Here is a 12085-nt window from a genome sequence, read left to right as displayed (position 1 = left end):
CCGGTTTTGATAGAAGTGCGAACTTGAAACAAAACCAAAAGGAAAACTCTCATGATAGATAATACAGTTAAAATTATTAAACATAAAGTTGGCTTATTAAACCTTGCTGAAGAATTAGGGAATGTATCTAAGGCATGTAAAGTAATGGGCTTATCCAGAGATACATTTTATCGCTATAAGTCGGCAGTAGAATCGGGAGGAGTTGATGCTTTATTCGATCAAAGCCGAAGAAAACCTAATCTAAAAAATAGAGTAGAAGAAGCAATTGAACTCTCGGTAAGGGAGTATGCGCTCGCATTTCCAGCCCATGGTCAGCTTCGTACGAGCAATGAGCTTCGTAAACGGGGTATTTTTGTTTCTCCAAGTGGAGTTCGTAGCATTTGGCTGCGATATGAGCTTGCCAATTTTAAAGACCGCTTAAAAGCATTAGAGGCTAAAGTAGCTTCTGAAGGAATTATATTGACGGAAGCGCAGGTCGTAGCTTTGGAGAAAAAGAAATTTGATGATGAGGCATGTGGTGAAATCGAAACAGCACATCCTGGTTACCTCGGCTCGCAAGATACTTTTTATGTGGGTACGCTTAAAGGAGTCGGTCGCATTTATCAGCAAACTTTTGTTGATACCTATAGTAAAGTGGCATTTGCCAAGCTTTATACGACTAAAACGCCAATTACTTCAGCAGATTTACTGAACGATAAGGTTTTACCCTTCTTCGAACAACACGATTTACCTATACTGCGTATTTTAACAGATAGGGGTACTGAATATTGTGGCAAGGTAGAAGAACAGCATGATTATCAGCTTTATTTGGCAATTAATAACATTGACCATACAAAGACAAAAGCAAATTCACCTCAAACAAATGGGATTTGTGAACGTTTTCATAAAACGATTTTACAGGAGTTTTATCAAGTAACATTCCGAAAGAAAATTTACGAATCAATCGATGAATTGCAAAAAGATCTGGACGAATGGATGGATTACTATAATAATCAACGTACTCATCAGGGTAAAATGTGTTGTGGACGTACTCCAATGCAAACTTTGATAGAGAGTAAACAATTCTGGATGGAAAAATTTATAAACTAAATTTGACCTGACAGACACTTCTTAAAAACCGGTAACTGTCAGATCAAGTTGGAACTACTACAAATAATACCTGCTTATAGAATCCTCACTCGATATTGCTTAGTGAGGATTGAGCGGGTGTGATATTGTCTAACCTTACATTACAGTTTTCCTCAAAAATCACTGCATACTGAATGAATTTGTACTGTCATTTCTAATGGTATTGTCATTTTCGTTTATATCGTCATTTTCGCTTGTATTTTTGTTTATTACATTATCATTTACTCCACATGCTTTCTCTAATTCGAGCGGAGTTGTGTTTGTCTGACTTGATGAAAGTTGACTGAGTTGGGGGCTGTCTGAGTTTTGTAGTGTTTGTTGATTATTTTGCGTAGCATTCGTATTTTGTAATAGTTGGTTAGGATTTTGTTGCTTCTGGTTTGGTGAATCAACAGGATCCAAACCTTTAAGTAACCAATTCGTTATTTCATTCGTAAGGGCCATCATATTCTTATAATAATCTCTTTCTTCATCTTGTTTCATTGTTTTCTCCAAAAGATAATTTCGTTTTTCTATGAATCTTGGATTAGTAATAATTGGCAATTTTCAATTTATCCAAGCAGATATCATTGAATAAACGGTTGATAGGTCATAATTTTCTCTCTTAAAACGGTCTCATCTTGATCAAATTAAATCATTATTATTAATATTTGACCAACTCATAATTTTTATATATTATATTAAAATATTAACTAGTAGTTTAATTTCAATTAGTTATGTTTTATTTTTAGTCTATTAATAAAAAACTTATCTCAATAACTTTCATCATCGAAACTCAACGCGAGTTATTTAAAACAAAACAAAATAGGTACGTGCAATGGAAATAAATTCAAATGTTGGACGATATTTAGGCAGACCGCATTAAATATCTATAACAAATCAGTATAAGCATTATAATTAAAATTGATTTTTGAAACCGTCCTCCCTTCATGAAAGTGCCAAACTAACTTTCGTATTTTCTGTAAGAGCTCTTCCATAGTAGAAAATGACTTAGAACCCTAGACTCTCTGCTTTAACCATTGCCAAGATCGTTCAATTGGATTGTATTCAGGTGAGTATGCAGGAAGAAAAAGAAGTTGCACCCAGTCATTCTTTTGAACAAACCTCTGAACCTTCTTACTTTTGTGTATTGGTCCATTATCGAGAACGATCATTAACTTTTTATTGGGATTTGCTTGATGAAGTTGATGCAAGAACAGGATCAATCGCTGGCTATTTCCTGTATCCGCCTGCTTCCAATAAAATCGGCTTGTTCGGATGTTTAATGCGCCAAAAATAGCCTTGCTCAGTCTGGCTTTCACAGTATTGACTACTTTTTTTACCACTTTTAAACCAACCTCGACTGACATATGGTTGGTTTGAAAAATGAGACTCATCCGCGAAAAGTATTTCAATATCCGTTCCACTATCTTTCCTAATCTCCTCAACAATCTCACTTATTCGTGCTTTTTTCTCAGTCGAGGATGGAGCATTTGCAGGTAACGTTTTTGAAAATCGTTTATACACAAAGCCTAATCGATTAAGTGATGTTACCAACGTGTTATCACAAGCAGACACGCCTTGTTTTTCAAACCAATCTCGCAACAAATTAATCGGCCATCCTGCTTCCTGATAACCATATTCCTGAGGTGATTTTCCGAGTAACTCCTCAAGTTGAGATTCAATAATAGGTGCCTTCCTAGCCGGTCGACCCGGTTGACTACGACTCTTAAGTCCTGTAATACCCTGCGTTATATAGCGCTTGAGCCATAATCTGACGGTATGTTCATTGCGACCAGAAATTTTAGCCGTTTCCGATACTGATTTTCCTTCTCCACATAATAATACGTAGTAGGCACGTTCCCCTATATTGGATTTTTGACTTCGTCTTAACCGAATTAAATCTGCTCTTGCTTCTTCGTTGAGGTATATCCTTATCATTTTTCAAAACTTGTCTATAAAAAATCGTCAGAGTACACTAACTGCATTGTTTTTTATAGATATTTAATGCGGTCTGCTTATATTGATAAATTTATTAAATAGGAACATATTGCTTGGTTAGATGCTCTTGAGATTGAAGATCCACTATTATAATGGCTTCACCTCATAAAATTGTCCCCTGTTCGAGTATCTCTGATATCTGCTCTTTCTTTAACATTCAAGGCATACAATTCCTGGAATAGTTACTTTGCGTTGTAAATCAATATAAAAAACAATTGGCAAAAAACCGTATAAATCTTTATACGTTTCTATTTTATTCAATCTTAAACCAAGACGAGAGATTTTTTTAGCTCCAAAGTTGTCTTTACATTTATAACCAATTGAAATTAAAAACATATTTAACAAATAGATATCACATATAAACATAATCAATTGGAATTATATTGTTCAATTGGATTAAATAGTAACATGATGTTTTAAATGTGCTTAGTCAATCGCTGCAAATTTATTCTGACTAAGAATTAACAAAGATCACTAGAGTAGGGACTTATAATGTTTGAAGAAATAATAAAAATTTTAAGAGATAAAGTTTCTGTAAAAAGGAATGTCAAGGAAGCGATAGAGTTAAGCAAGCAAATTGGCCACCAAAAAAACTTATCGCTTATTTTGGATATTTTAAAAAACGCTCCAGAAAACAGTATTGATGTAGTTGTGTGCAATCAATTAATGAATAAGTTTAATAGAAATTGGGCTTTCACATGCGCTGTTCATAACTTATTAATCACAAAAGAACTAATTAATGAAGCTAGCTTTAATAGCTTCATTACAATGGCGGGAAAAAATCGACAGTTTAGAGCGGCAAAAAATGCCTTTGATTTAGCTCGAAAAAGAAATCTAGCCAATGAGATTACTTTTAATAGCTTCATTGTTGCTGCGGGAAAAAATAGTCAATTTGAGGCTGCTCAACATGCTTTTGAACTATCTAAAGAATTAAAATTAGCCAGCGCAATTACTTTTGCTAGTTTTATTGATGTAGCTGGTAAAAATGGACAGTTTAAAGCAGCACAAGATGCATTTGATTTAGCTAAAAATTTGGAGTTAGTCAATGAAGTAACCTTCGCCAGCTTTATTGATGTAGCTGGAAAAAATGGACAGTTTGAAGTAGCTCAATATGCGTTTGAATTAGCTAAAAAATGGAACTTAGCCAATGAAGTTACCTTTGCGAGTTTTATTGATGCGGCAGGAAAAAACGATAAGTTTGATGAAGCACAAAAAGCTTTTGAATTAGCTAAATCTTCACAACTAGCAAATCAGATTACTTTTAATAGCTTCATTAACGCAGCAGGGAAGAATGGTCAGTTTCAAGCATCACAAAATGCCTTTGAAATGGCTAAGGAAAAAAGACTGGTAGATAAGATCACATTCGCAAGTTTTATTGATTTAGCAGGAAAGAATGGACAATTTAAGGTAGCTCAAGATGCGTTTGAATTAGCTAAAAAGTGGCGATTGGTTAACGAAGTAACCTTTAATAGTTTCATAAATATAGCAGGAAAAAATAAACAGTTTGAATTAGCTCAAAATGTTTTCGAGTTAGCTAAGAAATGGAATCTTGCAAATAAAGTTACTTTTGCTAGTTTCATTGACGCGGCGGGAAAAAATGGGCAATTTGAGGCTGCTCAAAATGCTTTTGCATTAGCCAAGAGATGGAACTTGTGCGACTGTTACACGTTTAATAGCTTTATTGATGCAGCAGGAAAAAATAGTCAATTTGAATCAGCGCAAAATGCTTTTAAACAAGCCATAATTTTACGATTAGCTGATGAATTAACATTTACTAGTTTTATTGATCTGGCTGAGAAAAATGGGAGGTTTGAAGTGGCTCAAAATGCCTTTGAGTTAGCTAAGAGATTAAAATTTGCGGAAAAACTTACTATCCCTGGTTTTGTTGCAACAATGACAGAATAACACGAATGCATTAATAACAGACCGAATCACCCCGTATTACTTTTCTTGAGCTAAACTAATTAATACGGGTTCAAGAGGATTGTAAGTATGAAATTCATTGTTGTTCTTTTTTTGGGATTAGTCAACGTTAATGTTTGGGCATCTGATTCCGCCTGTAGTCCTCAAGGTGCTTTTCGTAATACCAACGGGTGTATGCCTGTGGTATTTGTTATTCGCCATGCTGAAGATACGCCCTCGGGAGAGCATGCACTAACCGCTGAAGGAAAAAAGCATGCTGAGCTTTATGTTATGTTATTTAAAAACTATATTTGGGGTGATGCTCATAGCGTAGGTAAAGATAAAAGTCAGGCTTGTGTCTGTCCTATTGGTAAAATTATAAGTATTAGTAATAAAGGGGGAGATGTTTCCCCACGAAATCCTAATCCTAATCCAAGCCCAAACCCCTATAGTACCGTAGAGAATCTGAGTCAAAGTTTAGGTCTGCCAATTATTACTGATAATGGTGAAAGTCAATATTGGAGTAGTTATCAATGGACTGCTGATGCCAAGAAAAAATTGTTTGATTACAGTGGGAATTCAGCTCAATACTCTGTCGTTATAGCCTGGGATAAACAAGGTTTGAACCCTACAGAGGAGGACTATAAAAAATTGATGGGTTGGCTCAGGTCGCCGGAGTCAAAAATTCCATTTAAAGATTTTACACCGCTACTTAAATATTTTCCTAATAAACTTCCAAATGCAGATTCGTTTGCATTGAACCCTCAGAGAACCACTCTATGGGTTTATTCTGATCAAAATGAAGAAGGGAAGTTTATGAATCTACGCGTGTATCAACAAATTTTTTATGCAAAAGATTGTAATAGCAATCAATCATTTGTGCCTACTGTAAGCTCAGAATGCATTATTCCTCAGCAACGTAGTTATTAGATAAGCTTGTAATGAATTTGTTATTTTTTTGAAAATTATAAATAAAAAAAGATCTTTCTGTTCTTTATATGATATATTGTTTTGTTTATTTTGCTGACTCTCTTTTTTTATGAATCATATCAATAAATACTTTTGGAAAATTGTTATTTCTATTGTGTTAGCAAGTATATTGATTGCAACAAAAGCCAATGCAACTGCGGTACGTATTCTGCAAGCAAACTTATTTTCCTGGTCTACTATGGATAAAAATAAAAATCCTCCGCCAATTGTTCGGATGACCTCTTATATTAACGAACAGAATTTTGATTTTATTGCTACTCAAGAAAATGATTACTTATTGACAGACCGTCTTTATAAGCTTGACCAAAAATACAAAATAGCTGGAACTAGAGAAGATGCATCTATTTTTTATGACAGCACTCGTTGGGCTATAGTAGAAAATAGCCAAAAAATGATACCAATGACTTCTGATGGAGGAGGTAGACGAGTTGCAGTATTTTCTCAATTCAAGAATTTAAAAAGTGGTGAGATTGTTGCTCTTGGGACTACCCATCTTTGCGTTGCATGGGGCGGGCATGCAGATTGTATTGGAGGACAAGTGACTGCTCATAATAATGATGCACGAGCAATAAGCGAGTTTATTGAAGAGTACTCGGCACGCTTAAAAATTCCGACGTTTGTTACAGGTGATTTTAATAATCTACAAGATAATTTAAATCAAGCACAGATCATGGAGTCAACTTTTGTTAATTATGGTCTGGTTGCTGTGAAGTCCAATGGAACTTATATAGGTCCAACTTTTGGAAATGCTGTAATTGATTTTGTTTATTTTTGCGAAGCGACATTGAAAAATGCATCCCTTTATAAACAAACACAAGGAAACCCTTCCGATCATTCAGCAATAGATGTCACATTTCAAATTGGGTTATGAAAGCATAAGCGTTCACGTAATGGCGCGTGTAACCCGGATGATGACTACGTTTAATCTGGGTAAAGAAAACGTTTTAAATGCACCAAAAAAGAGCCATTAGTGACCATTTAAATAACGAATAAAACATTATCTTTTAGTGCCTATCATAAATATTCTTTGGAAAGGCAGTAAAATTTTATTGTTTTTTTGCAAACAATATTCGTTTGAAATTTCCTGAATGTATTTTTTACTAAATAATTGGGCATCACCTTCATTCATGCTTGCCAATATAGGTCTTAACCCAGTGCCTTTAACCCAATCAAATATTGCTTCAACGTGTTCCATTTCCTGATAATAAGTTGTTTCCCATAAGTACAATGGGTAAGATGATGATGTGCTTAGTAAGTCGTAATAGGATGGCAAATGATAAAGAGGTTTGCTGAGTTCTCCATGAATTAATAATTTTAAAAAAGGCTGCCATTCCTGATGTGATTGTAGCAACTGAATTATGACTTGATGGGTAGGCAAATGAAAATTATTTGGCATTTGTATGGCTAATATACCCCCGGAATTAAGTAATCCCAATAATTTAGGAAATAAAGAACGATGATCGGATACCCATTGCAATGAGGCATTGGCAAAAATACAATCGATTTTTTTCGGGGAGGCGAAATGTGCGATATCACCTTGTATGAAAGTAATATCAGTGTAAGTGGATTGAGCTTTATTCAACATATCAACAGAAGAGTCTAACCCTACTATCTTGGCAGAAGGCCAGCGTTGCTTTAATAAGATACTGCTATTTCCTGGGCCGCAGCCTAAATCATAAACTATATTAGGTTGAAATGTAGAGGGAATTGCATTGAGTAAATCACGAGCAGGGCGTGTTCTTAATTCTAGAAATTGACTGTATATTTGTGCATTCCATATATCTTCCATTTTTTCCTCGCTTTTGAATGATTTAGATGAAAAAGAAAAAAAGTCCATGTTGAGGAGTTGGTTTTCTTACTATGAGGAAATATCCTTTTGAGCCTTTTCTACGGCTAAATAGACACAAATAATAGTTATTATAGCCATTATAATGAGATAAACTGAAACGGGCCAAGTCTTTCCATTCGTCGAATGAACTATTTCAGTAGCAATCAATGGAGTTAAACCACCTGAGAGCGCTGCAGATAAATGATATGCAATCGCAGTTCCGCTATAGCGAATACGTGTTTTAAAAAGCTCAGAATAAAATGCACCTTGAGCTCCATGCATTGCTGCATGGGCAAAGCACATGCCAAATATTACAGCAAAAAAAATTAAGGAAGGGCTTTTGGTTTGCAATAACCAGAAAAATGGAAAAGCAAATAATCCCATCAATACGGCGCCTGCAATATATACTGGACGACGCCCAATCCGATCGGAGAGCCTTCCAAAAAAAGGAATGCAAAATGTCTCTAAAATAGCCCCCGTCATTACTGCATACAGTAAAAGAGTTTTTGATAATTGCAGTTGGATTGTTCCATAGCTTAATATAAAAACAGTTAGTATGTAAAAAGAAGAACTTTCTATAAAGCGTGCGCCTATTGCTAAAACAAAGTTTCTAAAATGAGAGCGAAGCATTTCTAAAGCTGGAACTTTAGGAGGGCGTTTTTGCTTCGCGGCTTTCGCAAAAACCTGACTGTCCATAACTTGTAAGCGAAGATAAAAACCAACAAACACGACAAAACAACTCAGTAAAAAAGGAATGCGCCAACCCCAAGATAAAAATTGTTCTTTGGGTAGAGAAGAAAAAATAAGTAATATTATAATAGAAAGTACTAAACCAAATGGGGCTCCGGAATTTGGCCAGCTTGCATAAAAACCTCTTTCTTTTTCCCTACTTACTTCAGCAGACATCACCACCGCCCCGGCCCATTCACCACCAACGGCAATACCCTGAATACATCGTAAAAGAATGAGACAAAGAGGAGCAAAGATACCAATTGTATTGTAAGTAGGCAGCAATCCAATCAAAAACGTAGATCCACCCATTAAAGACAGAGTCATAATCAATACCTTTTTGCGACCTAACCTATCCCCGTAATGGCCAAAAATAATGCCACCTAGAGGTCTGGCAAAAAAGCCAACAGCATAGGTTGCGTATGCGGCCATGATTCCAGCTACGGGACTGAATTTAGGAAAAAAAAGAACATTGAAAAATAAAGCAGAAGCAGTCCCAAATAAATAAAAGTCATACCACTCAATTGTTGTGCCAATAAAACTTGCAATAGAAACTTTTCTAGATGCTTTTGATTTTGGGTCTTGGCGTATGAAGGACATATAATAAGCTTAGTATTAACAAATGGTATTAATTTATCCTATATGAATTTTCTTGAAAATGCTAATTATTACTATTAAGTCAATGATATAAAGGATTATTTTTAATAAAGTGTGTTTTATTTGTAATCGTAATGAACTTTGGTTTTATGCGTTACTAAAATGGAGCGTAGTTTATTTCAAAATTTGGACATATTCTTAAATAATAACTAGAATTTTTATAATGAGCTCATAAACATATTTAATTTAGTGGTAAGTGATAGGGAAATCAGATGAATTATGTAAGCATTATTTTAAAAACATTAGATAAGTTTGCACAAAATTTTGTCGCGCTTATTCCCAATATCATAGTTGGCGTTTTTTTTGCTGTTCTCACTTATTTTATCGCGAAAATAATAGGGAAAATTGTAAGCTCATTTTTGCCTAAAATGGCAGTTCGGGCAAATTTGGTAATAATTTCGCAAAAATTAACTATTATTTTGGTTTGGCTTATTGGAGTGTTAATTATTTCAGCCATAATTTTTCCATCAGTGACAACTGCAAATATTTTAACTACCTTGGGATTAACGTCAGTTGCTGTTGGCCTTGCATTCAAAAATATTTTTGAAAATTTTTTTACGGGCATTTTACTTTTATTAAGAGAGCCATTTAGTATTGGCGATTTCATTGAAGTAGACTCACAACGAGGCTACGTTCATCGTATTTCAATACAAAATACTCATTTACGTAAAACAGATGGTACACGCGCTTTTATTCCTAATACGAAAATGTTTATGAGTACTGTGCAGGTAATGACTGATTCAAAACTAAGACGGAAAAAAATCATTTGCAGTGTGGATTTTGATACCGACTTGGAAAGGGCACGCACTACAATTAGAGATGCCGTCAAACAATGCGAGAGTGTTTCCAAAGAAAAGTATATTCAAATTTATGTTGTATCTTTTTCATCTAATGGTATTGATTTTGCAATCTATTGGTGGACAAAACCTGAACCCAGCCACCTTCGTTATTCTCTTGATGAAGTGCTTACAAGTATCAAAAAAGCGCTTGATAAAGAAAAAATTCCTATGACTTATTCAACACCAGTGAGCTTTATTGACTCTTTAACAGTCCAACAAAAGACACAAAATTCTAAACCAACAAATGGAGAACAAAGCCCAACCTAATAGAATCATATGCATATCCTGTGTGGGCTTTTTCTATTCTGAGAAGCCAAAGGTGGAGCTGGGGTTTAATTTTTTAAACAATTAACGATTTTCCCCTCTTTGCTCCAGGAGCCTCCCTGACATTGCATTCCTGAATCAATGTTTACATTTTTAAAAATTATGGAGCTGCATTGGTTATGCTTGCCGCAGAACATTCGTGCTTCTTTCCTAGAGTTGATACTGTAAATATTTTGATAGGTTATATTTTTGATAACCACATGTGATTTACTGCCTGTTTCACTGTATTCCATGTCATATATAATTGGATATTTCACATTCTCCATAGTGATATCACTGTAGGTAATGTTCGTTACTATTCCTTTTTTAGTGTCTGAGCAATCTTTTTTATCACATCGTGTTTTTATACGCAGTCCATTGGATGCATCATGAAAGCTGAGATTGTTAATCATGAGATCGGATATGGTGTTTTTGACGCCACTGCCTATAGAAACACCGTGTCCATAAAACAAATCGACATTGCTGATTTTAATATTTTTGGAGGGTTCATTAATGGCGTTAATTGCAATACCGTCATCACCATTTTTTATAATAACATTGTTTATCTCCATCTTGGTAATTGATCCTACATTAATGCCATCTGTATTAGGCGAATCTTCTGGGGCATCAATGCGTAAATCATGAACGGCAACGTTTTTACCGCCTCGGATCATAAGGTGAAAACGCGGTGAATTTTTTAGTTGTAAATGATCAATAGTTAGATTTTCAACATGATTAAGGTGGAGCAAAAAAGGCCTGTTTTTGGATGTTTTGTATGTCCACCAGCTTTTTCCATTGCCGTTAATCACACTAGTGTCTGAATTATCACCACTTAACCTAAAGTGATTCACATGAATCAGATTGATCAAACCACGCTCTTGTTCCCAGCTTTTATCTTTGCGTTCCGCAGCAACAAGAGTGACGCCGGATTCAAGATGTAGCGTGATATTGTGATGTTTTTTTATTGTAATTGGTTTTAAAAGATATTCACCTGGCTGGATCACTAATGACAAATTATTCTGATATTTATCAATAGCTTTTTCAAGTTGTTCACTTAAATTGTTACCTGTACCAAAAAAAGTACATTCGATATTATTGGCTGTGCTGACTGGCATATTACAACTGACTTGTACTCCCTTCGCGTGAGCAGAACAGATGTACGTAGCAAGAAGGCTTATCGCCCATATGGGTTTTAGCTTATTCATAATATCCTATTTCGTATTTGATTTGAGCAGAGTGTACCATTTGGGTTTCAGTTTATAGGTCAGAGGGAGTGATTTTTGCATAATCTTAACTTAATAATCGTAAAGCCTTTCTGCTCAAGGTGAGGATATTATACCGATCTCTGGAACTTTGAAACGGGATCATTTGGATGAAAATATGAAAGCAGTTGATATTGTTCTTAGTCAAAATCAATTAGAAGCCTTAGAAAATGTTTATCAATTGAACCCAAGAGCGGAAAACGATTGTCTGACGAGTTAATGCAATTATTTCATTTTAAGGAGTAAATGATTTGTTTGTCAGGATGAAGAAACTTTACTAATTAGGATTTTAAGAGATTTTACATGAATTAATGGATGAAGTTCAAAGTTGATATCATATTTCATGCTTAAAATTGATGAAAGATGCCAGTGTCGCTGCCTAATTCACCGTTGGCGATACATCAAAGGAATAGCCGTTTTTTGTGGTAGAGGTGATCATGGAGGTCAGGGATATGTCCTTACGGCAC

The 12085-nt window shown here is 35.0% G+C and carries 10 protein-coding genes and 1 pseudogene; 5 read left to right on the top strand and 6 right to left on the bottom strand.

Annotation, left to right across the window (positions count from 1 at the left end; genetic code table 11):
- Positions 1-51: 51 nt before the first annotated feature.
- Positions 52-1114: pseudogene (locus tag EL220_RS09890) on the top strand (IS481 family transposase).
- Between the two features lie 134 nt (positions 1115-1248).
- Here EL220_RS09890 and EL220_RS09885 read toward each other — a convergent pair.
- From EL220_RS09885 to EL220_RS09875, 3 genes are all read right to left on the bottom strand, one after another.
- A complete protein-coding gene (locus EL220_RS09885) occupies positions 1249-1611 on the bottom strand; it encodes a hypothetical protein (protein WP_027272414.1) in 363 nt (120 codons plus the stop codon).
- Positions 1612-2126: 515 nt separating this feature from the next.
- Positions 2127-2429, bottom strand: a complete 303-nt coding sequence (locus EL220_RS19790; RefSeq protein WP_164838760.1) for a transposase — start codon at positions 2427-2429, stop codon at positions 2127-2129.
- Positions 2341-3048 carry an IS630 family transposase gene (locus tag EL220_RS09875; protein ID WP_128130875.1) on the bottom strand — a complete coding sequence of 236 codons (708 nt, stop codon included), beginning with the start codon at positions 3046-3048 and terminating at the stop codon, positions 2341-2343. Before EL220_RS09875 ends, EL220_RS19790 begins: the two co-directional genes overlap by 89 nt.
- A 552-nt stretch (positions 3049-3600) precedes the next feature.
- Between EL220_RS09875 and EL220_RS09870 the strand changes: the two genes are divergently transcribed.
- The 3 genes from EL220_RS09870 (at position 3601) to EL220_RS09860 (ending at position 6871) form a co-directional block, all read left to right on the top strand.
- Positions 3601-5013: a hypothetical protein gene (locus EL220_RS09870; protein WP_027272293.1), complete on the top strand. Its 1413-nt coding sequence runs from the start codon at positions 3601-3603 to the stop codon at positions 5011-5013.
- An 87-nt stretch (positions 5014-5100) separates the two neighbouring features.
- Positions 5101-5940: a hypothetical protein gene (locus EL220_RS09865; protein ID WP_027272294.1), complete on the top strand. Its 840-nt coding sequence runs from the start codon at positions 5101-5103 to the stop codon at positions 5938-5940.
- Between the two features lie 109 nt (positions 5941-6049).
- On the top strand, positions 6050-6871 hold the full coding sequence (locus EL220_RS09860) for an endonuclease/exonuclease/phosphatase family protein (RefSeq protein WP_027272295.1): 822 nt from the start codon (positions 6050-6052) through the stop codon (positions 6869-6871).
- Between the two features lie 126 nt (positions 6872-6997).
- Here the strand turns inward: EL220_RS09860 and EL220_RS09855 are convergent, their stop codons facing one another.
- Together EL220_RS09855 and EL220_RS09850 are read right to left on the bottom strand one after the other, a co-directional pair.
- Complete coding sequence (locus EL220_RS09855) at positions 6998-7789, bottom strand: methyltransferase domain-containing protein (RefSeq protein ID WP_027272296.1); 792 nt, start codon at positions 7787-7789, stop codon at positions 6998-7000.
- 69 nt (positions 7790-7858) lie between these two features.
- Complete coding sequence (locus EL220_RS09850) at positions 7859-9157, bottom strand: MFS transporter (protein WP_027272297.1); 1299 nt, start codon at positions 9155-9157, stop codon at positions 7859-7861.
- Positions 9158-9426: 269 nt separating this feature from the next.
- Between EL220_RS09850 and EL220_RS09845 the strand changes: the two genes are divergently transcribed.
- Positions 9427-10320 carry a mechanosensitive ion channel family protein gene (locus EL220_RS09845; protein ID WP_027272298.1) on the top strand — a complete coding sequence of 298 codons (894 nt, stop codon included), beginning with the start codon at positions 9427-9429 and terminating at the stop codon, positions 10318-10320.
- Between the two features lie 65 nt (positions 10321-10385).
- Here EL220_RS09845 and EL220_RS09840 read toward each other — a convergent pair whose 3' ends face one another.
- Complete coding sequence (locus EL220_RS09840) at positions 10386-11561, bottom strand: glycoside hydrolase family 28 protein (protein WP_027272299.1); 1176 nt, start codon at positions 11559-11561, stop codon at positions 10386-10388.
- Positions 11562-12085 lie beyond the last annotated feature (524 nt).

It is taken from the genome of Legionella sainthelensi, assembly GCF_900637685.1.
GTDB lineage: Bacteria > Pseudomonadota > Gammaproteobacteria > Legionellales > Legionellaceae > Legionella > Legionella sainthelensi.
This window is presented reverse-complemented; position numbering and strand designations above follow the sequence as displayed.

Coding starts and splice junctions, on each gene's coding strand:
- EL220_RS09885 (WP_027272414.1), bottom strand. CDS start 1,611: ATGAAACAAGATGAAGAAAGAGATTATTATAAGAATATGATGGCCCTT.
- EL220_RS09875 (WP_128130875.1), bottom strand. CDS start 3,048: ATGATAAGGATATACCTCAACGAAGAAGCAAGAGCAGATTTAATTCGG.
- EL220_RS09870 (WP_027272293.1), top strand. CDS start 3,601: ATGTTTGAAGAAATAATAAAAATTTTAAGAGATAAAGTTTCTGTAAAA.
- EL220_RS09865 (WP_027272294.1), top strand. CDS start 5,101: ATGAAATTCATTGTTGTTCTTTTTTTGGGATTAGTCAACGTTAATGTT.
- EL220_RS09860 (WP_027272295.1), top strand. CDS start 6,050: ATGAATCATATCAATAAATACTTTTGGAAAATTGTTATTTCTATTGTG.
- EL220_RS09855 (WP_027272296.1), bottom strand. CDS start 7,789: ATGGAAGATATATGGAATGCACAAATATACAGTCAATTTCTAGAATTA.
- EL220_RS09850 (WP_027272297.1), bottom strand. CDS start 9,157: ATGTCCTTCATACGCCAAGACCCAAAATCAAAAGCATCTAGAAAAGTT.
- EL220_RS09845 (WP_027272298.1), top strand. CDS start 9,427: ATGAATTATGTAAGCATTATTTTAAAAACATTAGATAAGTTTGCACAA.
- EL220_RS09840 (WP_027272299.1), bottom strand. CDS start 11,561: ATGAATAAGCTAAAACCCATATGGGCGATAAGCCTTCTTGCTACGTAC.